Genomic DNA, 25,062 nt, shown 5'->3' on the forward strand with positions numbered 1-25,062 from the left:
TGCCCGAACGGAGCGGGTGGTCGTGGGCCTCAGTGGATGCAGGCATGGGTGTCTCCAGCAGTGGTGAGCGGTCGACTGTCGGGCTTGGGGCCTACCGGTGCATGAAATCGGGGGAGGCCAGCAGGTAGGTGTTCCATTCCTGCGGGGAGGTGGCTTGGCCGAGGGCTTGCTGCGTGGCCGGCGCCAGGCGCGGCGCGATCGCCTCGTAGTACAGCGGGTGGGTGAGTTGCGGGAAGGCGGGCCGGTCCTTGCGCTCGCCCTCCACCTTGAACAGCCCGGCGCTGCCGCTGCCGATGGCGCGGGCAATCTCAAAGCGCGTGGTCATCTGGCCCGGGCCGGCCCAGGCGTTCTCGTCCAGCGGGTAGCCGTCGGGCGTCTGGCGGTTGTAGGGCGCCTGGCCCAGGCGGTAGAGCCAGCCGATCATGGGGGCGGTGTTCAGCACCACCTTGTCGGCGTAAGCCAGCCGCACTGCAGACACCACGTAGTGCGATGGGTCTTTGAACTTGCGGCCGAGCGACGCCTCGAACTCCGGCGCAGCCACCATGGCGCGCAGCACCTCGGCGATGCGCCCGTCGGTCTGCTTCCAGCGTTCGGCCATGCGCGCCACCAGCGCGGGCGGCGGCTCATCGGCCACGAAGGATTGGGCCAGCTTGCTGCACACGAAGCGGGCGGTGCTGGGGTGGCGGGCCAGCAGGTCCAGCACGCGGTCCAGTTCCGCATAGCCCTCGCCCTTGACGTTGAGGCCCAGCAGCGTCTTGTCGCCAAAGTCGTGCCGCGCGGGGTTGAACTCGGTCAAGCCGTCACGCCGGTACTGGGCGTCCTGGGCGGGCTTGAGCTTGGGCTTGTCGCCCGTGAGGTTCACGCCCAGGCCGGTCAGGACCCGGGCCAGCTCTTGCACGTCGCGCTGGCTGTAGCCGCCGCCGATGCCCAGCGTGTGCAGCTCCAGCAACTCGCGGGCGTAGTTTTCGTTGATGCGGTTGGCGGCGTTCTGGTCGTTGTCCAGGTAGCGCAGCATGGCCGGGTGGTGGGCCGTGTAGCCCAGCAGGTCGCGGAAGCGGCCGAGCGATCGCTCGCGCAGGCCTTGCTCATAGTCGCCCACCATGGCCCGCAGGTTGGCCTTGTACTGGTGCACGTTGAAGTGGTTGAACCAGAACCAAGTGAGTTGCTCCTGCACCTGCTGCGGCGAGTACAGCGCCTGCAGCAGCGCGCGCGTGCTGGCTTCGCGTGCCAGTTGCGTCAGCGCCTGCTGGTAGGCCTTTTGTGCCTCGGCCTTGGCGGTGTCGTCGGTCAGTGCGTCGGCGGCCTTGCGCTGGGCCTCCATTTTTTGCACCAGCGCGGGTAACGGCTGCTGGATGCTCAGGGCACTGATTTGCGCTTGGGCGGCTTCTGGCAGCGGGGCGGTGCGCGCTTGGAGTTGCGCGTCCAGCCAGGCGGCACGGCCGTCGCGGCGCACCGCGGCAAGGTCGGCGCTGGTGGCGCCCCAGGTGAGGCGGTCCAACCACAGGGCATCTTGCACCGTGGAGTTCGATGCCGCTCGCGCGCTTGCGGCGGGTGATGGAGGCGCTGACCCGGGGGTGGTGCAACCCACCAGGCCAGCCAGCAAGGCGGCGCTGAGCGCGAGGGTGTTTCTCATGGCGGCCCCGATGATGAGGCCGTTCAACGGCGGCTGTCGACGGCCCGATGACCGCCGCAACAAAGCTTCACAACCCGGTCATCGCACCGAGATCTTGTCGAACACCCCACCGTCATCGAAGTGCGTTTTTTGCGCCTCGCGCCAGCTGCCGAACAACTCGTCGATGGTGAAGAGCTTCACCGGCGCGAATTGCTTGGCGTACTTGGCCGCCACCTTGGCGTCGCGCGGGCGGTAGTAGTTGCGGGCGGCAATCTCCTGGCCTTCCGGCGAGTAGAGATAGTCGAGGTAGGCCTGGGCTTGCTTGCGGGTGCCGCGCTTGTCCACCACCTTGTCCACGATGGCCACTGGCGGCTCGGCCAAGATGGACACACTGGGCGTGACGATCTCGAACTTCTCCGGCCCCAGTTCCTTCACCGCCAGGTAGGCCTCGTTCTCCCAGGCGATCAACACGTCACCGATGCCGCGTTCAACAAACGTGGAGGTGGCGCCGCGTGCGCCCGAGTCCAGCACCTTGGTGTTGGCGTATATGCGCTTGACAAAGTCCTGCGCCGAAGCCGGCGTGCCGCCGTTCTTGAGTGCGTAGCCCCAGGCCGCCAGGTAATTCCAGCGGGCGCCGCCACTGGTCTTGGGGTTGGGCGTGATGACGTCCACCCCGCTGCGGGCCAGGTCCGGCCAGTTGTTGATGCGCTTGGGGTTGCCCTTGCGCACCAAGAACACGATGGTGGAGGTGTAGGGGCTGGCGTTGTTGGGCAGCTTCTTCTGCCAGTCCAGCGGCAGCAGCTTGCGGTCGGCCAGGGCGTCGATGTCGTAGGCCAGGGCCAGCGTCACGACGTCGGCTTCCAGGCCGTCGATGACCGAGCGGGCCTGCTTGCCCGAGCCGCCGTGCGAGGTCTTGAGGCTCACGGCCTCGCCGGTCTTGGCCTTCCACTGCGCTGCGAAGGCTTTGTTGAAGTCTTGGTAGAGCTCACGCGTCGGGTCGTAGGACACGTTGAGCAGCGTGGTTTGCGCCCAGGTGCCGGTGGCGGCGAGTGCGAGGGAGAGAGCAGTGATGAGGCGGCGCATGGTTTTCAGATCAAAAGCAGGAAAGAGGGAAGGCGAACGTTCGGGCCGCGCGCGACCACGCCAACACCGGCTCGGCGCTGGGCAGCTCATGCCGGGCAGCGTCCACCACCTCGCGGTTCAGTGGTGAGGCGAAGGTCTGGATGAATGCGTACACGTAGTCACGCAGGTAGGCGCTGCGGCGCACGGCCAGCCGGGTCATGTTGTCGGCGAACAGGTGCCGGGCGTCGAGCGCGCGCAGGTGACGGTCGCGCTCCTCGTCGAAGGCGATGGCCGCCACGATGCCCACGCCCAGGCCCAGTTCCACATAGGTTTTGATGACGTCCGCGTCCATCGCGCTGAGCACGATGTGGGGCGAAAGCTGCGCGGCAGCGAAGGCGTCGTCGATGTGCGAACGGCCGGTGTAGCCGGGCTCGTACGTCACGATGGGGAACTGCGCCAGGCGCGCCAGTGTGAGTGGCCCGTCCAGCAGCGGGTGGCCTGGTGGCACCACCACCGAGTGCGTCCAGCGGTAGCAGGGCAGGGCGACCAGTTCGGGGTACTGCGCCAGTGCTTCGGTCGCGATGCCCACGTCGGCCTCGCCGTCCAGCAGCAGCCGGGCGATTTGTTGCGGCGAGCCTTGCTGCAGGTGCAGGCTCACATCCGGGTGATGGGCACGAAAGTCCCGCACGGCGGGCGGCAGCGCGTAGCGGGCCTGGCTGTGCGTGGCGGCAATGCGCAGGCGCCCACTGCCGGCCTGCGCGAAATCGTCGGCCGCACGTTTGAGGTTGTCGGCCTCCTGCAGCAGCCGCTCGATGACCGGCAACACATGCTCGCCGGGCTCGGTCAGCCCGGTCAGCCGCTTGCCCACGCGCACAAACAGCTCGATGCCCAGCTCTTCTTCCAACTCACGGATCTGGCGGCTGACACCCGGCTGCGAGGTGTGCAAAGCGTGCGCCACCTCGGTCAGGTTGAAGCCGCGGCGTTGGGCTTCGCGAACGGAACGGAGCTGCTGAAAGTTCATGCGGCCGGATTCTGGGAACAGGGCTTGAATCTGTCGTCGAACCATTCGCGATATCGATATGCGGTTCTTGAGGGGTTGCAACCTACAGTGGCCCCTTCACCGCATGAGGACACCCGCATGACGACGACACGCCCCGAGATTCCCGCCCAGGCTTGGCCCTTGTTCGACCGCTACGTGCACGGCGATTTGAGCCGGCGCGGCTTTTTGGAGCAGGCCGCCACGTTCACGGGTGGTCCGGCCGGTGCGGCCGCCTTGCTGGCCGCGCTGAGCCCCAACTTCGCGGCCGCTCAGCAGGTGAAGCCGGACGACGCCCGGCTGGTCACGCGGCGCCAGGCGTTCCCGTCACCCGACGGCAACGGGCAAGTGCAGGGCTATCTGGTCAAACCCGCAGGTGCGTCAGGCAAGCTGCCGGCGGTGCTGGTAGTGCACGAGAACCGGGGCCTGAACCCGCACATCGAGGACATCGCCCGCCGCGTGGCGTTGGCCGGTTATGTGGCGTACGCACCCGATGCGCTCGCCCCGCTGGGTGGCTACCCGGGCAACGAAGACGACGCCCGTGCGCTCTTCGCCAAGCTGGACCCCGCCAAGGCCCGGGCCGACATCGTGGCGGGCGCGCGCGGCCTGCTCACCGTGGCCGATGCCAACGGCAAGCTGGGCGTGGTGGGCTTTTGCTGGGGCGGCAGCCTGGCCAACCACGTGGCCACGCAAGTGCCCGAACTGGCGGTGGCCGTGCCCTTTTACGGGGGGGCCCCGGCCGCTGAGGACGTGCCACGCATCAAGGCGCGCGTGCTCGTTCACCACGCGGCGAACGACGAACGCATCAACGCCGCCTGGCCGGCCTACGAGGCCGCACTGAAGGCCGCGGGCGTGCGCTACGAGCAGCACAGCTACGCAGGCACCCAGCACGGCTTCAACAACGACACGACGCCGCGCTACGACGCGGCGGCGGCTCAACTGGCCTGGGAGCGCACGTTGGCGGCCTTCAAGGCCACCCTGGGCTGACGAGGCTCAAACCGCGACGGCCCATTCGTGGAACTCGGCGTGGCGGGGACGCTGCTCTGCCGCATGCCGTGCCCGCGCTGCCTCGACCCAGTGCTTGGCCACGGGCAATGGCCCAAAGCCGGCCTCGGCATTGATGTGGCCCACGCTGCCCAGGTTGCTGTAGCTCGCACCCCAGCGGTGCGCCCAGCGGGCGGCGCTGGCCGCGCTCATCCACGGGTCGGTGCTGCTGGCGATCAGGCGTGAGCGGCGCGGCAGCGGGTGGTGGGGCAGGGCCTCGGCCAGGCCGAATTTGCCGGGCTCTGCGGGGGCCACGAACAGGGCCTCGCGGATGGGCGAGTCGGGCTGATCGGCCAGGTGCCGGGCCAGCGCCAGGCAGCCGAAGCTGTGCGCCACGGCCAGCCATTCGCCGGGGCCGGCCACCTCCAGCGTGCGGGTGATGCGCTCGGCCCAGCGCTCGAGTTCGGGCCGGCTCGGGTCACGCTGGGTGACGCGTCGCGCGTCGCGGTATTGCGCCTGGAGCCAGGTTTGCCAGTGGGCCGGGCCGCTGTCGTGCAGGCCCGGGATGATGAGGATGCGCGGGGAGCGGGGGCTCATGGCGGCCGCCTCAAAGCGTGGCAATCGAGACTTCGGTGCTCTTGACGAACGCCACCACCTCGCGGCCCACCTCCAGGCCGAGGTCTTTGACCGAACGGGTGGTGATGACGGAGGTGACCACATCACCGCTGCGGGTGATGACGTCAACTTCGGACACCACCGGGCCTTCGATGATTTCCTTGACGGTGCCGCGGAACTGGTTGCGGACGTTGATGGCGGTGATGCTCATGGTGGCTCCTGATGGGGTTGACGTGGAGCCAGTGTGCGCATCGCGGGTTCGTTAGGGAACGAATGAAAGTGAGGGTGGGCATGCGGGGGGTGACTATCGCGTGGTGCTTGCCCCTCGTTGCTTCAGGCTGGTGGCGAGTGCCGTGCCGGGCGGGATTCCCGGCAACCACTGCAGCGAAGTCAGGTAGCAGGTCTTGAACGACCTCAAATCCCGGCGCCAGCCTCGAACAAACTCAATCGATTCGCCGCCAGCTTCACCCGCTGGCCGCCCTGCAGCCTCAGGGCCTCGGCCTGGTCGCGCGTCAGTTCCGCTTCCAGCGGCTGACCGTCGGGGCCGATCAATTCCACCCGGGCGCTGGCGCCAAACGCCAGCACGCGTTGCACGGTCGCCGACAAGCCGGCTGCCGATTCGTCCGTCAGGATCTGCAACTCGTGCGGCCGGGCGTAGGCCTGCACTTCGCCGTCGCCATGCGCGCCCGCATGCGGCAGTTGGTGCTCGCCCATGTGCAGCACCCCGCCGCGCGCCTGGCCCACAAAGCGGTTCACCGCACCCAGGAATCCATAGACGAAGGGCGTGGCCGGGCGCTCGTACACCTCTTGCGGCGTGCCGACCTGCTCCACGCGGCCGTGGTCCATCAGCACGATGCGGTCGGCCACTTCCAGGGCTTCGTCCTGGTCGTGGGTGACGAAGATGCTGGTGATGTGCAGCTCGTCGTGCAGGCGGCGCAGCCAGCGGCGCAGCTCTTTGCGCACCTTGGCGTCCAGTGCGCCGAAGGGCTCGTCCAAGAGCAGCACGCGGGGTTCCACGGCCAGCGCGCGGGCCAACGCGATGCGCTGGCGTTGGCCGCCGGACAGCTGGGGTGGGAAGCGGTCGCCCAGCCAGTCCAGTTGCACCAGTTGCAGCAGCTCGGTCACGCGCTTCTTGATTTCGGCTTCGGGCAGGCGCTGCTTCTTGGGCTTCACCCGCAGGCCGAAGGCGACGTTGTCAAACACCGTCATGTGGCGGAACAGCGCGTAGTGCTGGAACACGAAGCCCACCTGGCGCTCGCGCACATGGGTGTCGGACGCATCCTGCCCGTCCAGCAACACGCGGCCGCGGTCGGCCTGCTCCAGCCCGGCAATGATGCGCAGCAGCGTGGTTTTGCCGCAGCCCGACGGGCCGAGGAGGGCGACCAGTTCGCCGCGCGGGAAGTCCAGCGACACATCACCCAACGCGGTGAAGTTGCCGAAACTCTTGTGGATGTTTTGGACTTGAATTCCCATCATTCTTCCTTGGCCGACTGGCTGGCACGCCACTCGATGAATTGCTTGATCACCAGCGTCACCAGCGCCAGCAGCGCCAGCAACGAGGCCACGGCGAAGGCCGCCGCGAACTGGTATTCGTTGTAGAGGATCTCGACCTGCAGCGGCAGCGTGTTGGTGAGGCCACGCACATGGCCTGACACCACCGACACCGCGCCGAACTCGCCCATGGCCCGGGCGTTGCACAGAATCACGCCGTACAGCAGGCCCCATTTGATGTTGGGCAGCGTCACGCGGCGGAAGGTCTGCCAGCCGCTGGCGCCCAACACCGTGGCGGCTTCTTCTTCGTCTTTGCCTTGGGCCTGCATCAACGGGATCAGCTCGCGGGCGACGAACGGGAAGGTCACGAACACGGTGGCCAGCACGATGCCCGGTACCGCAAAGATGATCTTCACATCGTGTTCTTGCAGCCATGGGCCCAGCCAGCCTTGCGCGCCGAAGATCAGCACGTACATCAGCCCCGCCACCACGGGCGACACCGAGAACGGCAGGTCGATGAGCGTGATGAGCAACTGCTTGCCGCGGAACTCATGCTTGGCGATCAGCCACGACGCCGCCAGGCCAAACGCGAGGTTGAAGGGCACGGCGATGGCGGCCGCGGTCAGCGTGAGCTTGATGGCCGAAAGCGTCTCCTCGTCCGCCAGCGAGGCGAAGTAGACCTCCCAGCCCTTGCGCAGCGCTTCGGTGAACACGGCCACCAGCGGCAGCAGCAAGAAGATGGCGAAGAACCCGAGGCCCAGCGTGAGCAGCAGGGCGCGCACCCAGGGCGCCTCGCGGGTGGCGGGGTTGTCTTGGTATTTGGCCCGGGCGCGGGCCGGTGCGAGGTGCAGGGCGGTGCTCATTTGCGTTGTCCTCGCTGCGAACTCCAGGCCTGCAGGCCGTTGATGGCCAGCAGCAGCACGAAGCTGAAGGCGAGCATGACGGTGGCGATGGCGGTGGCGCCCACGTAGTCGTACTGCTCCAGCTTGGCAATGATCATCAGCGGCGTGATTTCGCTGACCATCGGGATGTTGCCGGCGATGAAGATCACCGAGCCGTACTCGCCCACGGCGCGCGCAAACGCCAGTGCAAAGCCAGTGAGCAGGGCGGGCATCAGCGTGGGCAGCACCACGTAGCGAAAGGTCGTCCAGCGGTGCGCGCCCAGCGATGCGGCGGCTTCCTCCAACTCGGTTTCCATGTCTTCCAACACCGGCTGCACCGTGCGCACGATGAAGGGCAGGCCAATGAAGATCAGCGCCAGCAGCACGCCCAGCGGCGTGAAGGCGATCTTGAGCCCGGCCTCGCCGAACAGCGGCGCCAGTGCGCCCCCTGGGGCGAACAGCGAGCCCACCCAGCCGTTGGGCGCGTACAGCGCGGTGAGCGCGATGCCGGCCACGGCGGTGGGCAGGGCGAAGGGGAGATCGATGAGCGCGTCCACCAACTTCTTGCCCGGGAACTCGTAGCGCACGATGCACCAGGCCAGGATGAGCCCGAACACGAGATTGATGGCCGCCGCAATCAGCGAGGCCCCAAAGCTCAGCCGGTACGAAGCCAGCACGCGCGGCGAGGTGGCGGCGGCCCAGAAGGCATCCCAGCCATGGCCGGACGATTTCAGGAACACCGCCGCCAGAGGCACCAGCACGATCAGCGACAGGTAGAACAGCGTGAAGCCCAGCGTCGGCGCGAAGCCGGGCAGCACGCGGCGGCGACCCAATGAGAGCAAAGCCATGGATGTTTGTTGGAGTTGGATTTCGGGCCGAGCGCCGAGGGCCGGGCTGCGCCTGAGCCGGCCCGCGCGGGCGATGTGCGGGGCGGTGAATCCGCCACGCATCGCAGCCCCCTTGGGAGGCCGATCAGGCCCGCCCGCGTTCAGCGTGGCGCGACTGCGCGGAGGGCGGGGGCTCGCGGTCAGCGTTTGATGGAGGCCATCACCTGGTCGAACGTGCCGCCATCGGCAAAGTGGGTTTTGCTGACCTTGGCCCAGCCGCCCAAGGTTTGATCCACCGTGAACAGCTTGATGTTGGCGAAGCGCTGGGCGTGCTTCTTGAAGGTGGCCGGGTCGCGCGGGCGGAAGTTGTTCTTGGCAATGATTTCCTGGCCCTCGGGGCTCCAGTGGAAGTCAAGGTAAGCCTTGGCCAGCGCGGTGGTGCCTTTCTTGGCGGCGACCTTGTCCACCAGCGCCACCGGCGCATCGGTCTCGATGGAAATGCTCGGGTTCACCTGCTCGAACTGGCCCTTGCCGAACTCGTTCTCGATCAGTTCCACCTCGGCCTCGAACGTGACCAGCACGTCGCCGATGCCGCGTTGGGTGAAGGTGGTGGTGGCGCCGCGGCCGCCGCCGTCCAGCACCGGCACGTTGGTGAACACCTTGGTGACGAAGTCTTTGGCCTGCGCGTCGCTGCCGCCGTTGGCCACCACGCTGCCCCAGGCCGCGAGGAAGCCGTAACGGCCGTTGCCGGTGACCTTGGGATTGGGAATGATGACCTGCACGCCGGGGCGGGCGAGGTCGGCCCAGTCCTTGATGCCCTTGGGGTTGCCCTTGCGCACCAGGAACAGCATGGTCGAGGAGTAGGGCGCCGCGCCGTTGGCGAAGCGGCCGCGCCAGTCGGCCGGGGTGAGGCCGGCGCTGGCGAGTTGGTCCACGTCGGTGGCCTGGTTCATGGTCACCACGTCGGCCTCCAGGCCGCCGATGACCGCACCGATCTGCTTGCTGGAGCCGCCGTGGCTCTGGTTCACCGCCACCGTCACGCCCTTGGCTTTTTGTGCTGCGACAAAGGCCGGGTTGAACTGCTTGTAGAGCTCGCGGGCCACGTCGTAGGAGACGTTGAGCAGCGTCGGGTCGGCGGCCAGTGCGGGCACGGCGGCGCCGGAGGCGATCAGGGCCAGCAGGGCGCGGCGAACGGGCAGAAACGTGGACATGGCGGTGGCTTCGTTGAATCGAAAGCCGAGAGGGTGCCCAAACTCCCTTATTCGCGGAAGGACAGTTTTCTTATTTCCTTATGCAATTTGCGGCTTCAGCCGCGCACGGCCAGCATCACCGCATACGCCTTGAAGCAGGCGGTGGCGGGTTGGCCCACGGCCAGGCCCAGGCCGTCTACCGCGTCGTTGGTGACGCTGGCCGTGACCGTGGTGCCGCCGGGCAGCGTGACACCCACGAGGGACGACACCGCGCCCCGCTCCACCCGCGACACGGTGCCCGCCAACTGGTTGCGCGCCGAGAGGCGGTAGCCAGCGAAGTCGGCCACCAGCACGATCTCGGACGCTTTCACCAGGGCCAGCGCCTCCTGCCCCACGGCCACGCCCAGTTCTTGCGCGGCAGGGGTGGTGAGGGAAATGCTGAGGTCGGGGTCACCGCCGGCCAGTGCCATGCGCACCAAGGTGGTGGCCGGGCCGGCTTGCACGGCGGTGATGGTGCCGGTGAACTGGTTGCGTGCGGTGGTTTTCATGGCCATGCGTTTGAGCAGCGTGTGGAGCGCGGGTTGGGTGGCAAGCCAGGCTTCCTGTTCGTGCAGAAAGGCTTGATGGCGGGCGTGCAGCGTGCGCCAGGCGGCCCACAGGGCCTCGCCCTCGGCAGTCAGGCGCGAGCCACCGCCCCCTGCGCCGCCGGTGGCGCGGGTGAGCAGCGGCGCGTGCACCAGCGTCTCGGCCGCCTCCAGCACCAGCCAGGCGCCCTTGTAGCTGTAGCCCGCCGCGCGGGCGGCTTTTTGCAGCGAGCCGGTGAGGGCCAGCGCGGCCAGCAGGTCAAAGAAGCGCGCGTCCAGCCGGCCGGCCAGACGCAGGTCGCCTTGCAGCAGGGGGTGGTCGGCGGGGTTCACAAGGCGTGGTCCAGCGCGCGGCGCAGATCGGGGTCGGTGGCCAGCAGGCGGTGCTGCAGCCCGCCGCCGTCCAGCACCAGCACCTCGTCGGCCAGCGCCAGCACGTCTTCGGGGTCGTGGCTGACCAGGAGGGCCGGAATGCCCAGTTGCTCACGCAGGGCCCGCAACTCGCTGCGCAGTTGCCGGCGCAGGGTGGTGTGCAACGCGGCGAAGGGCTCGTCCAGCAGCAGCACCTGGGGTTGGCAGGCCAGCGCGCGGGCCAGCGCCACGCGCTGCTGCTGGCCGCCCGACAGGTGGGCCGGCTTGCTGTGTGCCATGGCGCGCAGCCCGAAGTTGTCGATCAGGGCGTCCACCCGCGCGGCGTCGGCCGGGCTCAGCCGCCCCCACGGGCTGCGCAGGCCGAACGCGATGTTGTCGCGCGCGCTGAGGTGCGGGAACAGCGCGTAGTGCTGGAACAGGTAGCCCACGCCGCGCTGCTCGGGCGGGAGGTTGATGCCCGCGGCGGTGTCCAGCAGCGTGCGGCCATTCAAGCGCACATGGCCGGCGCGCACCGGCAGCAGCCCGGCCAGCGCTTGCAGCGTGAGTGACTTGCCCGCGCCGGACGGCCCGTACAGCGCGACGAAGGGCGCGTCGGTGGCGAAGGCGAGGTCCAGGTCGAAGCGGCGGCGGGCGTCGCGGACCGAGAGTTGGAGGCGGACGTCGATCACCCTGAATGCGGCAGTTGGGCACGCCCGAGGGGCAGACGAGGAGAGCTGCAGGCAAGGCGCGATCGCGCAGCGGGCTCGCCGCCCGCCAGCGTGAGCAACGCTGCCTGCGGCCCGCAGCGGCTGACCAGCGGGCGTGCAGCGATGCACACCGGCGTGCCGGATGTTGCGGAAAGACGATGGGGGCGAGGTGGCATGACGGAGAGGAATTGCGAGCGGCCGACTGTCGCGTTCAGGGTCACGGCTTGCCGAAACCGTACTTGGCCAAGGTGGCTTGGGCCTCGGCGCTGCTGAGGAAGGCGACGAAGTCCCGTGCCAGCGCCGCTTGCCGGCTGTCGGCCACCACGGCGGCCGGGTAGGTGATGGGGGTGTGGCCGCCCACCGGGGTGGCCATGCGCACCTTGGTGCCGGCCATGGCCGCGTCGGTGCGGTAGACGAAGCCGGCGTCCACCTCGCCGCGGGCCACGTAGTCCAGCGCCTGGCGAACATGGTCTGCAAACACCAGCTTGGGCGTGACGGCCGACCACAGCTGCGCCGCGCCCAGCGCCTGCTGCGTGTACCGGCCTACGGGCACGGAGGCCACCTTGCCGACGGCGATGCGCTTCACCTCGGGCCGAGCCAGGTCGGCCACGGCTTTGACGGTGCCGCCTGGCGGCGTGATCAGCACCAGAGTGTTGGCGGCGAAGTCACGGCGCGTGTCGGGCGCGATGAGCTTTTGCTCGGCCGCACGGTTCATGGTGTCTTGGTCGGCGCTCGCGAACACGTCCACCGGCGCCCCTTGGGCGATCTGCTGCAACAACACGCCGGACGCGGCGAAGTTCAAGCGCAGCGTGACGCCGGGGTGCGCGGCCTCGAAGCGCGGCGCCATCTCCTTGAAGGCGTCACTCAAGCTGGCGGCGGCCGAGATGGTGAGTTGCTGGGCGGATGCCAGCAGCGGCAGGGCAGTGGCCAGGGCCAGCAGCAGTCGTTTCATGGCGTGGGGCGTTGCAGAAAGCGGTTGGACAGCACCAGCACCGTCACCGAGATGACCGACACGACGGCGGCGAGCATCAGCGCCAGGTCATCGCGCCCGGCCTGAACGGCGTCGTATATGGCCATGGAGGCGGTTTGGGTCTGGCCCGGAATGGAGCCGGCCACCATGAGCGAGGCGCCGAATTCGCCCATGGCGCGTGCGAACGCCAACAGCGTGCCGGACAAGATGCCCGGCCATGCCAGCGGCAAGGTCACGCGCAGGAAGGTGCGCCAGGGCGATTGGCGCAGCGTGCGGGCGGCAGCTTCAAGGTTGCGGTCCACCTGGGCGAAGGCGCTGCTGGCGCCCTTGAGCACCAGGGGCAGCGCCACCAGCGTGGACGCAAGGACTGCGCCGTGCCAGTGAAAGATGACGGTGTAGTCGAAGTGCGCGCGCAGCCAGGCGCCCAGGGCCCCGTGCCGGCCCATCACCACCAGGATGCCGTAGCCCAGCACCGTGGGCGGCAGCACCAGGGGCAGCATGCAAATGGCCTCCAGCACGCCCCGGCCGGGCAGGCGCGTGCGGGCAAACACCCAGCCCAGCGCCACGCCCAGTACCAGGGCCAGCAGCGTGGCCAAGCCGGCGACACGCAAGGTGAGCGTGAGCGGCGCGGCGTCGAACTCGGTCCACAGGGTCATGGGCATTCACGTAATGTAGCTAGGTACATCAAGAATTGCCTCGGCATGGAGTTGTGTGACGGACTGCGCAGGCTGATCGGCGAACCGTGTCTTCGGCCTTGGCGAAGAGTGCGTGTTAACCCTATAATCGGGTTTACCCTGAAAACACCAATGGCCACGAGCCGAATCGCACCATGAGCCTGATCCAGAACCTGATCCATTCCCTGCGCAACGCCCTGAGCGTCGACACCCAGGTGGAAGTTGAGGAGCGTTACCTGTCCAACGCCATCGATCACGCGGATCTGGAGCGTCGCATTGCCAGCCAGTCGCGCGCCGCCGGCAGCATGGTGCCGCTGAACATCGGCCGCTGATCGCTCGACACGCGGACACAAAAACGGCCCCACTCGGGGCCGTTTTTTCATGGGCGCTGCAGCGGTTTGCTCACGCGGTGCGGCGAAGGAGTTGCGCTCATTGAATCAAGCCGTTCTTGAGCGCGTAGTAGGTCAGGTCGCTGTTAGTTTCTAGCTTGATCTTTTCCAGCACGCGGGTGCGGTAGGTGCTGACCGTCTTGACGCTGAGGAACATGGACTTGGCCATGTCGCCCACCGTCTCGCCCTTGGCCAGGCGCAGGAACACCTGCAGTTCCCGCTCTGACAGCGACTCGTGCAGCGGCCGGTCCACGCCGCCGCCCGCCACGCCGTCGGCCAGCAACTCGGCCACCGTCGGGCTGATGTAGCGCCGGCCTCGCGCCACCGTGCGGATGGCGTTGGCAATCTCCTCCGGGTCGCACTCCTTGTTGAGGTAGCCGCTGGCGCCTTGGCGCAGCAGTGTGGTGGCGTAGTGCGTCTCCGGGAAGCCGCTCAGGATGAGCACCGGCAGTTCCGGAAAGCGCGATTTGATGGCGGCGAGCGCGTCCACGCCGCTCTGGGCGGGCATGGAGATGTCCATCAGCAGCACGTCCACATCGCCGCCGCGGGCCAGTTCCAGCGCATCGCGGCCGTTGGCCGCCTCGCCGGTGACGCGCAGGTCCACGTTCTCACTGAGGAACTGGCGCAACCCGGAGCGAACGATGACGTGGTCGTCGACGATGCCGATGCGGATCATGGGAATCTCCAATGCTGGGGTAGGAATGCAGGAAGCCTAGCCAAACGTTCGAGCGGGCGCGATCAGCGGTGTCCTACACGCGGAGCGTGTTGGCGGCTTGTCCTACGCCGGTGTCAGCGGCCGGCCGGCACGGCGTGGAGGCCGCGCTTTGCACAGTGCAGGGCAAGCGGCAAGTTGCCGCGGTGGAGTGAGCGATGAAGCCCCTGGACGACACGACCGACCTGTTTTCACCCCCGCCCTTGTGGCTGTGCGTGCTGACCGGTGCCGTGCTGGGGGCGGCCTTGATGTGGGCCTTCATCGACACGCTGCACGAGAACGTTCGCCACGGCGAAGCCTTTCGCCAAGGCCAGCGTGCCCAGTCGGTTCAGGCCGCGGCCCTGCGCCAAGCGGTTGCGACCGGCTCAACCCCAACCATGGGGACATCGATGTCCCCGAACTTCGTTCGCTGAAGAAAGGACATCCCATGAACCGCATCACTTCGTCCCTGCAGGCCCGGTTCGCCCTGGTCGGCGCCGTGGCTCTGGCCGCCGCACTGACCGCCTGCGGCCGCCATGACAACGAGCGCACCGCCGGCCAAAAGCTCGACGGCGCGATTGCCGACGCCAAGCAAGCCGGTGCCGACGCCAAGGTGGAAGCCGCCCGCGCGGTGGACCGCGCGGAGACCGGCCTGAAAAACGCCCGTGAAACGGCCTCCGAGGCCATGAGCGACGCCGCCATCGTGACCAAGATCAACGCCGCGCTGGTGGCCGACGACCGCCTGAAGGCCACGCGCATCGAGGTGCGTGCGGAAGACGGCCGCGTCACGCTGACGGGCACTGCGCCCGACGCGGGCTCGCAAGCGCGGGCCACCACGCTGGCGCAAGCCGTGCAGGGCGTGCGCTCGGTGGACAACCAACTCGTGGTGGCGCGCCATGGCTGAGCGGCAACTGCACCTGAAGCTGGACACCGCCGCCCTGGATGCGGCGCGCAAGCACCTGAGCGAAGGCGCCGTGACGCCGGCCTACGGCCCGTGGCGCGACGACATCGTGCAGTTGCTGAACGACGCGCTGGCCACCGAGCTGGTGTGCACCCTGCGCTACCGGCGCCACCACTTCATGGCTGACGGGCTGGAGTCGCCGCGCATTGCCGAGGAGTTCCTCGTGCACGCCAATGCGGAATTGGCCCATGCCGACCGGCTGGCGCAGCGCATCGTGCAGTTGGGGGGCGACCCCGACTTCAACCCGGCCAGCCTGCAAGACCGCAGCCATGCGGACTATGACGAGGTGACGGACCTGAAGGCCATGATCAAGGCCAACCTGGTGGCCGAGCGTGTGGCGGTGGAGAGCTACCGCCAGATGATTGCGCTGATCGGCGACAAGGACTCCACCACGCGCCGTTTGCTGGAAGACATCCTGGCGGATGAAGAAGAGCATGCGGACGAACTGAGCGACTGGATGGAGCGCGCCTGACGCCGGGCGCATACGCTTGTCGCCCACTGAACGCCGCACCGGTGACCCGGTGCGGCGTTTTCTTTGGTGAAGGCGCGCCAGGCCTCGGAGCCCTGCGCAGCAACGTGGCGTTGGGGCGAGTGGGAGAAGCGGCGGCTGAACGCGCGGCTGAGCCTTGTGCTGCGCTGTTCATTCCACGTCACCCCAGGGGATGGGCCGCGCGGGAGGCTGCGGGCCAGGGCAAGGGACGCGTCGCGTGCGTGGCTGCTCGAGACCGCTGGAAGCGAATCCAGCGGTCGGTGCTTGAAGCTCAGGTGTGCAGAGGCGTTGAGCCGGCAGGGACTGGACGGTCCATGCTGACGAAATGCGGAGCCGGTCTGCCCCAGAGATCGCCAAGACGTGACCCGAGGTGCCACGGGGCCCATGCGTGGCCTGCAGCACGCGCAGTGACCTCACGCCGCAGCGCCTGTGGGCGAGCGGCTTGCCAGCAATGTGCAGTGAGGTCCGCGCGCGGCGCCCCATGCAGAACGCCGACCCGTGGGGTCGGCGTTTCAGGTGGGGGCGGCCCCGCGCTGGCAGCGCGGGCCGACCGTTCGGTGCTTACTGGAAGTAGCGGGCCTTGGCGCTGGCTTGGCAGCTGTCCTTGGCATAGCCGCCCAGGCTGTCGCAGCGCTCGTTGGCCACCTTGTAGTCGGCCTTCAGCTTGGCTTCCATCGCGTCGTTCTCGGCCTCGGCGATCTTCTTGTTGGCCTTCAGGTCGGCCTTGGCCTTGTCGTGCGCCGCCTTGGCTTCGGTCACGCACACGTCCTTGGCGTTGCCGGCCTTGTCGTCGCACATTTCCTTGGCGACTTGGTAGCGAGCTTCGTAACGCGCTTCGAGGTAGTCGTTGCGATCCTTGGTGCGGCCGGTGTGCTGGTATTCCAGGTTGGCCAGCGCCACCTTCTCTTGACCCTTGGCGCGTTCCACGCACACGTCCTTGGCGTTGCCGGAGAGGCTGTCGCACTTGTCGCGCTCGATCTTGTACATGGCCTTGACCTCATCCTTGGCCATGCCGTAGGCCGGCTGGGCCAGGTTGGCGGACGCAACGCCGGCCAGGCCGAACAGGGTCAGGGCGCAAAGCAGGTGGGTGGAGCGAAGCTGCAGTTTCATGGGATCTCCTGTGGGGTTGATGGGTGGTTCCTGCACCGAAGGGCGGTGAAGAAGAGGCCACGGAAGTCAGCTTAGAAAGTCCGTTAGGCCGGCCGTGTCGGTGTTCAGAGGCGGCGCGCGTCAGACAACACCCCGTGCCGTTCGGCGCGGTGGGGAACCGCGCTGCGTCCCGGTCGGCGTTTCGGATCCTGCAAGAGTGAATTGGGCGGCGTGAGGCTTCTGTGCCGGGCGGCGTTTGGCGACATTGAGCGCCCATGCCGCGATGCCCGCGGCACCGCCGCCGGGTTGACGAGTTCGCGCCCGGGGGGGCGGACCTTTCTCTCAAGCAACCGGAGTTGATCGATGCGTGAAGCTGCCTCTTTGAAGTTGTACGACGTGGCCTTGTCGGGCCATGCCCACCGCGTGCGGCTGATGCTGTCTCTGTTGAACCAGCCGTACGAATGCGTGCCGGTGGACCTGCGGCGCGGCGAGCACAAGACGCCCGAGTTCTTGCGCATGAATCCCTTCGGGCAAGTGCCCGTGCTGGTGGAGGGCGACACGGTGGTGCACGACTCGAACGCCATCCTGCTGTACCTCGCGCAGCGGTTCGATACCGAGCGCCGGTGGTGGCCTGAGGCGCCCGCGGCGCAAGCGGCGGTGCAGGCCTGGTTTTCGGTCGCCGCTGGCCTGGTGGCTTACGGTCCCGCTGCCGCACGACTGGTGACGCTGTTCGGTGCCACCCTGAATGCGGGCGAGGCTATTCAGCGCGCACACCACCTGTTGCAGGTGATGGAAGGTGTGTTGTCGCAGCGCGCCTTCCTGGCTGCCGCCACGCCAACCTTGGCCGATGTGGCGGTGTACAGCTATGTGGCCGCTGCACCGGAGGGCAATGTGGACCTGTCGGCCTACCCGCAGGTTCGGGCCTGGCTGGCGCGCATGGAAGCTCTGCCGGGCTTCGTGGCCTTCCCCCGTTCGCCGGTGGGTTTGGCGGCCGCATGATGGCGCCGGCGCTGGGCCAGGGCGGGCCGTTCCATGCGGGCGAGGTGGCCGTGCAGCAGCGGCTGGGTGTGGCCGAGCGCATGCAGGAGGTGGGCGCGCGCGTGGTGCGCGACCACATGCCCGAGCAGCACCGCCTGTTCTTCGAGCAACTGCCCTGGCTGCTGGTGGGCTCGGTGGACGCGCAGTTGCGCCCCTGGGCGTCGGTGCTGAGCGGGCCGCCGGGTTTCATCCGCACGCCGGACGAGCGCCAGCTGTGGCTGCAGGCACAGCCGCGCGGGGGTGACCCGTTGGCGGACGCATTGCAGCCAGGGGCGGCGCTGGGGTTTCTGGGCATCGAGCTGCACACACGTCGCCGCAACCGCGTGAACGGCGTGCTGGGGCGGCGCGATGCACAAGGGCTGCACGTGACCGTCACGCAAAGCGTGGGCAACTGCCCGCGCTACATCCGCAGCCGGGACTGGGTGCCGGGCGGTACGGCCGCTGACGGGCTGGGGCTCCAGCACGCCATGCCGGAACCCATGGAGGGTTGGACCGCGGCGGACCGCCGGTGGATTGCTGGTGCCGAAACCTGCTTCGTCGCGACGCACGCGCCGGGCGTGGGCAGCGATGTGTCGCACCGCGGCGGGCGGCCCGGCTTTGTGCAGTTGCTGGACGACGGCAGCCTCTTGATGCCGGACTTCAACGGCAACGCGATGTTCATGACCTGGGGCAACTTGCTGCTGCACCCGCGGGCAGGCTTGCTGTTCCCGGACTTCGAGCACGGCGGGCTGCTCAGCCTGACGGGGCGCGTGGAGTTGCTGTGGGGGCCGCAAGACTGGCCGGCGTTGGCCGAAGTAGCGGGCGCGGAGCGGGCGTGGCGCTTTCACCCCGAAGCCGGCTGGCGTTGGGCGCGCAGCGAGTTGGCCGGGCAGTGGCAAGGCGGCGCGGCCTCCCCGCATGCCCTGGCCACGGGCGTCTGGCCCGCGGCGGCAGGCGCTTGATGTCGGTGGGGGGGCGCAGCCCCCGGTTCGCGCTTCAGCGCAGGGCCGGGTGGGCGCGCAGGCGCTCCACAGCCAGGTCGATGAAGCCCCGCACCTTTTGCGTGGCGTGCCGTCCCTCGCGGTGCACCACGTGGATGGGCAGCGCCGGGCGCTCGTAGCCGTCCAGCAGCACCTGCACGTCGCCACGCTGCACCGCCTCCGCCACTTGGTAGCTCAACAACCGCGTGATGCCGAACCCGGCCACGGCGGCGGACAACGCCGCGTCGTTGCTGCTGGTGCGGATGCGTGGCTGCAGGCGCTCCACATGCTCAGCGCTTTGGTCGTGGAACCGCCATTCCACCTCGGGCGCCACGCCGCCGCGCGACACCAAGGTGTGGTGTCGCAGGTCCGCCGGCGACTGGGGCACACCGTGCTCCGCCAAATAGCCCGGTGCGGCAATCAGCACCTGGCGAACGCGGCCGACTGGGATGGCTTGCAGCGAGGAATCCGGCAACGGGCCGATGCGCACGGCCACATCCATGCCTTCTTCATCCAGGTTCACCACGCGGTCGAGGAACAAGCACTGGGCGTCCACATCCGGGCAGCGCTGGAGGTACTCCACCAGCACGGGCATCACGTACTTCTGGCCGAACAGCACCGGTGCCGTCACCGCCAAGGTGCCGCGGGCGGCGGTGTGTTGGCCGGCTGCGGCTTCTTCGGCGGTTTGCACATCGGCCAGGATGCGACGGCAATCGTCGGCATACCGTGCGCCGGCTTCGGTGACGCGTACATGGCGCGTGGTGCGCGTGAGCAGCCGCAGGCCCAGCCGGGATTCCAACTCCGCCACCGCGCGGGTCACCACGGGCGGGGAGAGTTCCAGCTTGCGTGCCGCGCTGGCGAAGCTGCCCCCGTCCACCACCGCCACGAACACGGCCATTGCGTGCAGTCGATCCACCCTCGTTCCTCAGAGCCTCTGCGCCCATTCTCGGTGGGGCCGCGGGCGTGAGTTCAGAACCAGTCCACCGGCAGCGCCAGGCCCACGCTCTGGATCAAACCGCCCCGCGCGGCCTTCAGTTCGGGCGTCGGCGCGGGCCAGCGGCGGTACACGTGCAGGAAGTCTTGCACCACGGTCGTGTTGTTCGAGCTTTCCTGCTGGCCGCGCCGCATGCCGGGGTTCACAAAATCCTTGTGCATCACGGCACCGCCACCGGGCACATACACCGGCATGGCGCGGCTGCACACGGCCAGCAGCCAGTCCCAGTCCTCCTGCGAGGCGAGGTGGGTGTCGAACCGCAAGCCCTGTAGCAGGGTGCGCCGGTAGGCCAGGCAGTGCAGGGGAATGAAGTTCTTGACCCACAACGTGTTCACATCCACGCCGCCTAGCGGCACCACCTGCCGGCTGAGTTCGGGCATGCCCGGTTGGCGCCGATCTTCGGTGACGATGGTCACGTCGGTGAACAGCGCCTGGGCGCCCGGGGCTTCGCAGTGGGCCTGCAGCGTTTGCAGGTGGTGGGGCAGCAGGGTGTCGTCGTCGTCCAGAAAAATCACCCACTCACCCCGCGCGTGCTGCAAGCCGAGGTTGCGGCTCTCGGCTGGGCCGGGCGCTCCGTTGCGCTTGATGAAGATGTCATTCGCCCCAAGCAAATCCGCGGTGACCTGGGCCGTGTCGGCATCCAGCACGTCGGCCACCAGCAGCACCTCATAGTCGGTGCAGGTTTGCTGACGCAGGCTCAGCAACGCGCGGCGCAGCGTTTGCGCCCGAGCGTGGGTGGCCATCACGATGGAGAAGAACGGAAGGGTGTTTGGCGGCATGGTGTGATGCTAGAGGGCGGCGCGTGCGCAAGCCGCTGATTAGCCGCTGTTTCACCGCTGATTTCCTGCCCATGGCGCGCGGCCGTGCCACCTTAGGATGCCCCCCATGCATGCGGTGGATGACTTGAGGGCTTTTGACGGGCTGCGCCAGGGCGTGGTCTTTTGCGCCTGGACGGGCATGAACCCGATGTCAGGCCAGCGGGTGCAGGCGTTGCTGTCCATCCAGGTGCAGATCGGCTGCCCGGTGATGTTGCTGACACCCGCCACGATTGCCGACTGGCAACACCCCGAGCACCCCTTCCACCCCGCGTTTCCGTTCCTGAGTTCCGTCCACCAGGCGGACTACTTGCGCGTGTACCTGATGCACCACTACGGCGGCGGCTACACCGACATCAAGCACACCTCCCGCGCCTGGGCGCCGTTCTTCGCGCGGCTGCGCGCAAACCCTGGTCATGACCTGCTGGGCTACACCGAGATTGGCCCGCAGGGGGTGGCGCCGGTACCTCCGCCCATCGGCGATTTGCTTCGCGCGAACTACCAGCATCTGGTCGGTTTGTGCGCGTTCGTTGGGCGGCGGTATTCGCCATTCACCACGGCCTGGATGGCGCAGACGCATGCGCTGCTGGACGCCAAGTTGGCCGCCTTGCAGGCCAGCCCTGCCCAACATCCGCAAGACCAGACCGGGGTGCAACTGCCGGACGGTCGCATCAGCACCTACCCGCTGGCCTGGACCGAGTTGCTGGGGAACGTGTTCCATCCGCTGGTGCTCGCCCTGCGCGACCGCGTGCTGCACGATGAGATTGCGCCGAGCTTCACGCATTACCGCTGAGGGCTGGTTGGCAATGCGCGGTAAGCCTTCGGCGTTCCGTTTGGTGCCGCTTGCTTTTTCCTGGAGTCCTCATGGCCACCCTGCCTGACGTCGAACTGCTGCAAACCCCGCAGGGCCTGCGCTACCTGTTGCTGCAGGGGCCGGATACGCATGGGGTGTCACAAAGCCTGCGGTCGCGGGGTGTGTACGAGCCGAACTTGCAGGTGCTGGCCACTGCGCTGCTCAACGCAAACCCGGCAGAGGGCTTGGTGCTGGACATTGGCGCCAACCTGGGCAGCTTCACCGTGCCCATGGCCAAGGCCTTCGGGCATCTGCGCTTCCATTGCTGGGAGGTGCAGCCGCCGGTGTACTACCAGCTGTGCGCGAACTTGTTGCTCAACGGCTTGGGCCATGTGACGGCCCATCCCTACGGGTTGGGCGCATCCGCCTGCGAGGTGGACGTGGCGTTGCCGAACTACGCGGATGAAATCAACATCGGCTCCTTCAGCCTGGACCCGGCCATGCGCCAAGGTGTGCGCGGCGGTGAGTTTCGGGGCGAATCCGTCCGGGTGAAGGTTGTCAACCTGGACAGTCTGTTCCTGGAGCGCGTGCGGCTGGTGAAGATCGATGTGGAAGGCCTGGAGCTGGATGTGCTGCGCGGCGCCGCCGGCACGCTCGTGCGCAGCGGCTTCCCGCCCATCCTTTACGAAGCCTGGGCGTTCGACTGGTATGCCGAGCGCAAGGCGGCGCTGGAGCAATTTCTGCAAAGCCTGGGCTATGTGCTGATGAACTTCGACGGCAGCGAGAACTTCGTGGCCCAGCACCCGGCCTTCGGACCCATGCTGCAGGCGCGCTGACGCCTGAACGCACAACCTCCTGAGGGGACACCGTGTTTCTGACTCAACTCCCGCGCAACGACCTGATCAAGCTGCTGCCCAAGGGCGGCGAAGTGGCTGAGATCGGGGTGGCCGAAGGCGTGTTCTCGCGCCACATCCTCCGGGAAGCGCAGCCCCGGCGACTGCACCTTATCGACCCGTGGGAGCACCAGGCCCGCGAGGATTACCAGACCGACGTCTACGGCAACGTGGCCGCCGATGTGCAGGAAACGCGCTTTCAGCAGGTGTCCGCCGCTTTCGCGGCCGAGGTCGCCCAGGGCCAAGTGGAATTGGTTCGCGACTACTCCGGCCAGGCCGCCCCCCGGTTCCACCCCGGGCAGCTGGACTGGGTGTACCTGGACGGCCTGCACAGCGAGGCTGGCGTTGCGGCCGATCTGGCCGATTACGCGCCCAAGGTGGCGGGCGACGGCTTCCTGCTTGGGCACGACTACACCAACCACTCGCCGGCCCGCACCTCGGGCTTCGGGGTGGTGGAGGCGGTGAACGCGTTCTGTGAGCGGGAAGGCTGGCACTTCCTGCTGCTCACGCAGGAGAACTACCCCACCTATGTGCTGGTGCGCGATCGCAATTCAGCCGCTGCACAACTGCTGGTGGCCAATGTGCTGTTCCACTCGGCGTTTACGGTGGAACTCGCCGACTACCCGCAGGGCTACACGTACACGCACAACGCCCTCGTCATTGCGGGCAAGACGGTGGTGTTCCCGTCGTTCGCTCGAAAGCCGCCGGGCGGCTGAACCAGCGCAGCTTCGCCGCAGCACGCAACGGCCCTTCGGGGCCGTTTTTTCTTGCTGATTTCAAGGCGCTCGTCAGCTTTCGGGGCAAGTCATGAAGAACAAGGCCCGCGAGCCGAAGCTGCGCGGGCCTTGTGCGGAGCGGGTTGCGGTTGTGAGAACCGCAGCCCGTCCGGTCAGGGAACTCAGAACCAGCCGCCGCCGTTGTTGCGTCGCTGTTCCTCTTCCTCGGCCAGTTTGCGATCCAGCGCCGCGAGGTGAATGTCGGCTTGTGAGCCAGCTTCTGCTGCCTTGGCCAACTCCACGTGCTCAGATCCGAGCAGCGGTGTGGTGGGCGGTGCCAGCACATCATGCAAGCCCACGGTGGCGTCCTTCCCGTCTTCTGGCTTCTGCGGTTGCACATCCTTGGTGAACCAGACGTCGGCCATGTCGTGCTTGGTGCCGTCCGTGGTGGTGTAGCTCGACACCAATCCCATCAGGTTGCCATTGTCGGCCCCGCTGCCCTTGGTGGCATTGAGGTCGAGCGATGCGACGCCCAACTCGTCCAGGGACTTCAACTCGCCGGCGTCCGTCTTGCCGTCGTGGTTGGCATCCACCCAGACCTTGAGTTCCTTCCAGTTGGCGTCGTGTGCATCCAGCTTGCCGTCGTGGTTGGTGTCCTGCTCCGTCATTGCGACGTAGCCGTCCTTCGCATGTTTGCCGTTGGCCAAGATCGTGCCAGCACCGAACAGTTCACTGCCGTTGTTGATAACCCCGTCGTGGTTGCGGTCCATCACCAGCAGGCCATCGCCTCCAGCCACCCACCCGACCTTGTTCACCTGGCCGGTGCCCATCAGGTCGAAGATGACCCCTTGTGCTGCGGCCAAGGTGTTCACGCCGTGGCCATCCAGGTCCAGAACGATCGGCGTCACCGCGAAGTACGCGTTGTACTGGGCGTTGCTCATCTCGTTGACGGCCGCCGTTGACAGGGCATCGAGCTGAGCCATCGACATCGCACTGATGTCCTGGGTGGACAGGTTGTGGATCTGCGTGCTCGTGATCGCGTGGATCTGGTCGGTGGTCATGGCCGCCGCTTGCGCAGTCGTCATGGCGCCGATCTGGGTGTCTTTCAGTGCGGTGATCTGCGCGGTGGTCAGCGCTTGCCACTGGTCTGTGCCCAGCGATGCGATCTGACCCGTTCCAAGGGCCCGCAGGTCGTCCGTCTCCAGCTTGCTGGTCTGCGCCGATGTGAGTGCGGCGACCTGCGCCGTGGTCATCAGCGAGAACTGCGACGTGGTGAAGGCGTTCAGCTGGCTCGTGGACAAGTTGTGAATCTGGTCCGTCGTCAGCACAGACACCTTGGCCAACAGACCGGTCAGTTGCCCTGTGGTCAGCGACGCCAGGTGCGAGTCGGTCAGCGACTGCAACTGGCTGGCGCTCATGGCCCGCAGGTCGTCCGACTCGATGGCCTGGACCTGCGCCGTCGAGAGAACGAGGATGTCTGCAGTGGCCAGCGCCGCCACTTGTGAGGACGTCATGGCCACCATGTCTGCCGTCGACAGGCCGGCCACTTGATCGGTGTTCAACACACTGATTTGGCCGGTGGTCATGGCCTGTACGCCGTCGGTGGTCAGCGCGTTGATTTGCGCCGAGGTCAGCCCGGCAATCGCGGCGGTCGAGATGGTCCGAACGTCTGCTGTCTCCAGGCTGCGCATCTGCCCGGTGGTGAAGGCATGGACTTGATCCGACGTCAGGGCGGCGTACTGTGCCGTACCCATGGCTACCAGATTGGCCGTGGAAAGGTTGTTGATCTGCTCAGTGGTCAGTACGCGAACTTGTGCTGTGGTGAAACGAGCCAGTTCCTCGGTGGTCAGCGCGTTCAGGTTGGCGGTGGTCAGGTTCTGCACCTGGTCCGTCGTGAGTGCGGTGACCTGCGACGACGACAGGGCTTGGAGCTGACCGTTGGTCAGTGCATTAACCTGGGCTGTGTCCAGTGCGCGAATAGCACCGGTGGTGAACGACTTGATGTCAGCCACCTCGATGGCACGCAGCTGGTCGGTGTTGAGCGAAGCGGCCTGCACCGAGGTGAGCGCGGCGACCTGGGTGGAGGTCAGGGCCACCATGTCGGCGGTGCTCATGCCCTTGAACTGGTCGGTGTTGAGCGCACCGATCTGGCCGGTGGTCAGGGCCTGCACGCCGTCGGTGGTGAGGGCGCCCACTTGCGTGGAGGTCAGACCGGCCAGCGCGGCGGTGGTGATCGAGCGCACGTCCGCC

The 25,062-nt window shown here is 67.5% G+C and carries 27 protein-coding genes and 1 pseudogene; 10 read left to right on the plus strand and 18 right to left on the minus strand.

Going from position 1 to position 25,062, the window contains the following annotated elements:
- Positions 1-91: 91 nt before the first annotated feature.
- The 3 genes from ACG01O_RS06250 to ACG01O_RS06260 form a co-directional block, all read right to left on the minus strand.
- Entirely contained in the window at positions 92-1,633 is a 1,542-nt protein-coding gene (locus ACG01O_RS06250; protein ID WP_394382385.1) for a DUF1800 domain-containing protein, read from the minus strand.
- 78 nt (positions 1,634-1,711) lie between these two features.
- Positions 1,712-2,695, minus strand: coding sequence for a sulfate ABC transporter substrate-binding protein (locus ACG01O_RS06255; protein WP_394382386.1), 984 nt, complete (start codon positions 2,693-2,695; stop codon positions 1,712-1,714).
- Between the two features lie 10 nt (positions 2,696-2,705).
- A complete protein-coding gene (locus tag ACG01O_RS06260) occupies positions 2,706-3,695 on the minus strand; it encodes a CysB family HTH-type transcriptional regulator (RefSeq protein WP_394382389.1) in 990 nt (329 codons plus the stop codon).
- A 117-nt stretch (positions 3,696-3,812) separates the two neighbouring features.
- Here ACG01O_RS06260 and ACG01O_RS06265 point away from each other — a divergent pair, with 117 nt between their 5' ends.
- Positions 3,813-4,697: a dienelactone hydrolase family protein gene (locus ACG01O_RS06265; RefSeq protein ID WP_394382391.1), complete on the plus strand. Its 885-nt coding sequence runs from the start codon at positions 3,813-3,815 to the stop codon at positions 4,695-4,697.
- A gap of 6 nt (positions 4,698-4,703) precedes the next feature.
- Here the strand turns inward: ACG01O_RS06265 and ACG01O_RS06270 are convergent, their stop codons facing one another.
- From ACG01O_RS06270 to modB, 10 genes are all read right to left on the minus strand, one after another.
- Positions 4,704-5,291, minus strand: a complete 588-nt coding sequence (locus tag ACG01O_RS06270) for an RBBP9/YdeN family alpha/beta hydrolase (protein WP_394382394.1) — start codon at positions 5,289-5,291, stop codon at positions 4,704-4,706.
- 10 nt (positions 5,292-5,301) lie between these two features.
- A complete protein-coding gene (locus tag ACG01O_RS06275) occupies positions 5,302-5,520 on the minus strand; it encodes a TOBE domain-containing protein (RefSeq protein ID WP_394382396.1) in 219 nt (72 codons plus the stop codon).
- A gap of 203 nt (positions 5,521-5,723) precedes the next feature.
- Entirely contained in the window at positions 5,724-6,782 is a 1,059-nt protein-coding gene (locus tag ACG01O_RS06280) for a sulfate/molybdate ABC transporter ATP-binding protein (RefSeq protein WP_394382398.1), read from the minus strand.
- A complete protein-coding gene (gene cysW, locus ACG01O_RS06285) occupies positions 6,782-7,663 on the minus strand; it encodes a sulfate ABC transporter permease subunit CysW (protein ID WP_394382401.1) in 882 nt (293 codons plus the stop codon). The genes ACG01O_RS06280 and cysW overlap by 1 nt, the downstream gene beginning before the upstream one ends.
- Complete coding sequence (gene cysT, locus ACG01O_RS06290; protein WP_394382404.1) at positions 7,660-8,529, minus strand: sulfate ABC transporter permease subunit CysT; 870 nt, start codon at positions 8,527-8,529, stop codon at positions 7,660-7,662. Before cysT ends, cysW begins: the two co-directional genes overlap by 4 nt.
- 179 nt (positions 8,530-8,708) lie before the next feature.
- Positions 8,709-9,719: a sulfate ABC transporter substrate-binding protein gene (locus ACG01O_RS06295; protein ID WP_394382406.1), complete on the minus strand. Its 1,011-nt coding sequence runs from the start codon at positions 9,717-9,719 to the stop codon at positions 8,709-8,711.
- Positions 9,720-9,814: 95 nt separating this feature from the next.
- Entirely contained in the window at positions 9,815-10,615 is an 801-nt protein-coding gene (locus tag ACG01O_RS06300) for a TOBE domain-containing protein (RefSeq protein ID WP_394382407.1), read from the minus strand.
- Positions 10,612-11,322 carry an ABC transporter ATP-binding protein gene (locus ACG01O_RS06305; protein WP_394382409.1) on the minus strand — a complete coding sequence of 237 codons (711 nt, stop codon included), beginning with the start codon at positions 11,320-11,322 and terminating at the stop codon, positions 10,612-10,614. The genes ACG01O_RS06300 and ACG01O_RS06305 overlap by 4 nt, the downstream gene beginning before the upstream one ends.
- A 235-nt stretch (positions 11,323-11,557) precedes the next feature.
- Positions 11,558-12,292 (minus strand): molybdate ABC transporter substrate-binding protein, encoded by a 735-nt coding sequence (gene modA / locus ACG01O_RS06310; RefSeq protein ID WP_394382411.1) that lies wholly within the window; start codon positions 12,290-12,292, stop codon positions 11,558-11,560.
- Positions 12,289-12,972 (minus strand): molybdate ABC transporter permease subunit, encoded by a 684-nt coding sequence (gene modB / locus ACG01O_RS06315; RefSeq protein ID WP_394382413.1) that lies wholly within the window; start codon positions 12,970-12,972, stop codon positions 12,289-12,291. Before modB ends, modA begins: the two co-directional genes overlap by 4 nt.
- Before the next feature lie 167 nt (positions 12,973-13,139).
- On the opposite strand from modB, the gene ACG01O_RS06320 reads away from it, so the two are divergent.
- Positions 13,140-13,316: a hypothetical protein gene (locus ACG01O_RS06320; protein WP_394382416.1), complete on the plus strand. Its 177-nt coding sequence runs from the start codon at positions 13,140-13,142 to the stop codon at positions 13,314-13,316.
- A gap of 97 nt (positions 13,317-13,413) precedes the next feature.
- Here the strand turns inward: ACG01O_RS06320 and ACG01O_RS06325 are convergent, their stop codons facing one another.
- Positions 13,414-14,049 (minus strand): response regulator, encoded by a 636-nt coding sequence (locus ACG01O_RS06325; RefSeq protein ID WP_394382419.1) that lies wholly within the window; start codon positions 14,047-14,049, stop codon positions 13,414-13,416.
- Positions 14,050-14,243: 194 nt separating this feature from the next.
- On the opposite strand from ACG01O_RS06325, the gene ACG01O_RS06330 reads away from it, so the two are divergent.
- From ACG01O_RS06330 to ACG01O_RS06340, 3 genes are read left to right on the plus strand one after another with little or no spacing between them, the layout of a single operon-like run.
- Positions 14,244-14,498 (plus strand): hypothetical protein, encoded by a 255-nt coding sequence (locus tag ACG01O_RS06330; protein WP_394382422.1) that lies wholly within the window; start codon positions 14,244-14,246, stop codon positions 14,496-14,498.
- 14 nt (positions 14,499-14,512) lie between these two features.
- The gene (locus tag ACG01O_RS06335; protein WP_394382425.1) at positions 14,513-14,968 is read left to right on the plus strand and encodes a BON domain-containing protein; all 456 of its coding nucleotides are present in this window, start codon (positions 14,513-14,515) and stop codon (positions 14,966-14,968) included.
- The gene (locus ACG01O_RS06340) at positions 14,961-15,497 is read left to right on the plus strand and encodes a ferritin-like domain-containing protein (RefSeq protein WP_394382427.1); all 537 of its coding nucleotides are present in this window, start codon (positions 14,961-14,963) and stop codon (positions 15,495-15,497) included. Before ACG01O_RS06335 ends, ACG01O_RS06340 begins: the two co-directional genes overlap by 8 nt.
- A 579-nt stretch (positions 15,498-16,076) precedes the next feature.
- On the opposite strand, the gene ACG01O_RS06345 is transcribed toward ACG01O_RS06340, so the two are convergent.
- Positions 16,077-16,625: a hypothetical protein gene (locus ACG01O_RS06345; protein WP_394382429.1), complete on the minus strand. Its 549-nt coding sequence runs from the start codon at positions 16,623-16,625 to the stop codon at positions 16,077-16,079.
- 360 nt (positions 16,626-16,985) lie between these two features.
- Here ACG01O_RS06345 and ACG01O_RS06350 point away from each other — a divergent pair, with 360 nt between their 5' ends.
- Positions 16,986-17,603 carry a glutathione S-transferase family protein gene (locus ACG01O_RS06350; RefSeq protein ID WP_394382543.1) on the plus strand — a complete coding sequence of 206 codons (618 nt, stop codon included), beginning with the start codon at positions 16,986-16,988 and terminating at the stop codon, positions 17,601-17,603.
- On the plus strand, positions 17,600-18,583 hold the full coding sequence (locus ACG01O_RS06355; RefSeq protein ID WP_394382432.1) for a pyridoxamine 5'-phosphate oxidase family protein: 984 nt from the start codon (positions 17,600-17,602) through the stop codon (positions 18,581-18,583). Before ACG01O_RS06350 ends, ACG01O_RS06355 begins: the two co-directional genes overlap by 4 nt.
- A 34-nt stretch (positions 18,584-18,617) precedes the next feature.
- On the opposite strand, the gene ACG01O_RS06360 is transcribed toward ACG01O_RS06355, so the two are convergent.
- The gene (locus ACG01O_RS06360; RefSeq protein WP_394382435.1) at positions 18,618-19,517 is read right to left on the minus strand and encodes a LysR family transcriptional regulator; all 900 of its coding nucleotides are present in this window, start codon (positions 19,515-19,517) and stop codon (positions 18,618-18,620) included.
- A gap of 53 nt (positions 19,518-19,570) precedes the next feature.
- Positions 19,571-20,374 (minus strand): glycosyltransferase family 2 protein, encoded by an 804-nt coding sequence (locus ACG01O_RS06365; protein ID WP_394382437.1) that lies wholly within the window; start codon positions 20,372-20,374, stop codon positions 19,571-19,573.
- A gap of 106 nt (positions 20,375-20,480) precedes the next feature.
- Here ACG01O_RS06365 and ACG01O_RS06370 point away from each other — a divergent pair, with 106 nt between their 5' ends.
- The 3 genes from ACG01O_RS06370 (at position 20,481) to ACG01O_RS06380 (ending at position 22,812) form a co-directional block, all read left to right on the plus strand.
- On the plus strand, positions 20,481-21,203 hold the full coding sequence (locus ACG01O_RS06370; protein ID WP_394382440.1) for a hypothetical protein: 723 nt from the start codon (positions 20,481-20,483) through the stop codon (positions 21,201-21,203).
- Positions 21,204-21,274: 71 nt separating this feature from the next.
- The gene (locus tag ACG01O_RS06375; RefSeq protein ID WP_394382441.1) at positions 21,275-22,039 is read left to right on the plus strand and encodes an FkbM family methyltransferase; all 765 of its coding nucleotides are present in this window, start codon (positions 21,275-21,277) and stop codon (positions 22,037-22,039) included.
- A 32-nt stretch (positions 22,040-22,071) separates the two neighbouring features.
- Positions 22,072-22,812 (plus strand): class I SAM-dependent methyltransferase, encoded by a 741-nt coding sequence (locus ACG01O_RS06380; protein WP_394382444.1) that lies wholly within the window; start codon positions 22,072-22,074, stop codon positions 22,810-22,812.
- A gap of 182 nt (positions 22,813-22,994) precedes the next feature.
- Here the strand turns inward: ACG01O_RS06380 and ACG01O_RS06385 are convergent.
- Positions 22,995-25,062: pseudogene (locus ACG01O_RS06385) on the minus strand (heme utilization protein); the annotation flags it as partial.

Source organism: Pelomonas baiyunensis, from assembly GCF_043555935.1.
GTDB lineage: Bacteria > Pseudomonadota > Gammaproteobacteria > Burkholderiales > Burkholderiaceae_C > Pelomonas > Pelomonas baiyunensis.

What these genes read in the sequence shown, in the direction of transcription:
- ACG01O_RS06355 (WP_394382432.1), top strand. Translation starts at nt 17,600, where the DNA reads ATGATGGCGCCGGCGCTGGGCCAGGGCGGGCCGTTCCATGCGGGCGAG.
- ACG01O_RS06295 (WP_394382406.1), bottom strand. Translation starts at nt 9,719, where the DNA reads ATGTCCACGTTTCTGCCCGTTCGCCGCGCCCTGCTGGCCCTGATCGCC.
- modB (WP_394382413.1), bottom strand. Translation starts at nt 12,972, where the DNA reads ATGCCCATGACCCTGTGGACCGAGTTCGACGCCGCGCCGCTCACGCTC.
- cysT (WP_394382404.1), bottom strand. Translation starts at nt 8,529, where the DNA reads ATGGCTTTGCTCTCATTGGGTCGCCGCCGCGTGCTGCCCGGCTTCGCG.
- ACG01O_RS06275 (WP_394382396.1), bottom strand. Translation starts at nt 5,520, where the DNA reads ATGAGCATCACCGCCATCAACGTCCGCAACCAGTTCCGCGGCACCGTC.
- ACG01O_RS06320 (WP_394382416.1), top strand. Translation starts at nt 13,140, where the DNA reads ATGAGCCTGATCCAGAACCTGATCCATTCCCTGCGCAACGCCCTGAGC.
- ACG01O_RS06270 (WP_394382394.1), bottom strand. Translation starts at nt 5,291, where the DNA reads ATGAGCCCCCGCTCCCCGCGCATCCTCATCATCCCGGGCCTGCACGAC.
- ACG01O_RS06265 (WP_394382391.1), top strand. Translation starts at nt 3,813, where the DNA reads ATGACGACGACACGCCCCGAGATTCCCGCCCAGGCTTGGCCCTTGTTC.
- ACG01O_RS06370 (WP_394382440.1), top strand. Translation starts at nt 20,481, where the DNA reads ATGCATGCGGTGGATGACTTGAGGGCTTTTGACGGGCTGCGCCAGGGC.
- ACG01O_RS06345 (WP_394382429.1), bottom strand. Translation starts at nt 16,625, where the DNA reads ATGAAACTGCAGCTTCGCTCCACCCACCTGCTTTGCGCCCTGACCCTG.
- modA (WP_394382411.1), bottom strand. Translation starts at nt 12,292, where the DNA reads ATGAAACGACTGCTGCTGGCCCTGGCCACTGCCCTGCCGCTGCTGGCA.
- ACG01O_RS06340 (WP_394382427.1), top strand. Translation starts at nt 14,961, where the DNA reads ATGGCTGAGCGGCAACTGCACCTGAAGCTGGACACCGCCGCCCTGGAT.
- ACG01O_RS06325 (WP_394382419.1), bottom strand. Translation starts at nt 14,049, where the DNA reads ATGATCCGCATCGGCATCGTCGACGACCACGTCATCGTTCGCTCCGGG.
- ACG01O_RS06335 (WP_394382425.1), top strand. Translation starts at nt 14,513, where the DNA reads ATGAACCGCATCACTTCGTCCCTGCAGGCCCGGTTCGCCCTGGTCGGC.
- ACG01O_RS06250 (WP_394382385.1), bottom strand. Translation starts at nt 1,633, where the DNA reads ATGAGAAACACCCTCGCGCTCAGCGCCGCCTTGCTGGCTGGCCTGGTG.
- ACG01O_RS06375 (WP_394382441.1), top strand. Translation starts at nt 21,275, where the DNA reads ATGGCCACCCTGCCTGACGTCGAACTGCTGCAAACCCCGCAGGGCCTG.
- ACG01O_RS06260 (WP_394382389.1), bottom strand. Translation starts at nt 3,695, where the DNA reads ATGAACTTTCAGCAGCTCCGTTCCGTTCGCGAAGCCCAACGCCGCGGC.
- ACG01O_RS06365 (WP_394382437.1), bottom strand. Translation starts at nt 20,374, where the DNA reads ATGCCGCCAAACACCCTTCCGTTCTTCTCCATCGTGATGGCCACCCAC.
- ACG01O_RS06255 (WP_394382386.1), bottom strand. Translation starts at nt 2,695, where the DNA reads ATGCGCCGCCTCATCACTGCTCTCTCCCTCGCACTCGCCGCCACCGGC.
- ACG01O_RS06280 (WP_394382398.1), bottom strand. Translation starts at nt 6,782, where the DNA reads ATGGGAATTCAAGTCCAAAACATCCACAAGAGTTTCGGCAACTTCACC.
- ACG01O_RS06330 (WP_394382422.1), top strand. Translation starts at nt 14,244, where the DNA reads ATGAAGCCCCTGGACGACACGACCGACCTGTTTTCACCCCCGCCCTTG.
- cysW (WP_394382401.1), bottom strand. Translation starts at nt 7,663, where the DNA reads ATGAGCACCGCCCTGCACCTCGCACCGGCCCGCGCCCGGGCCAAATAC.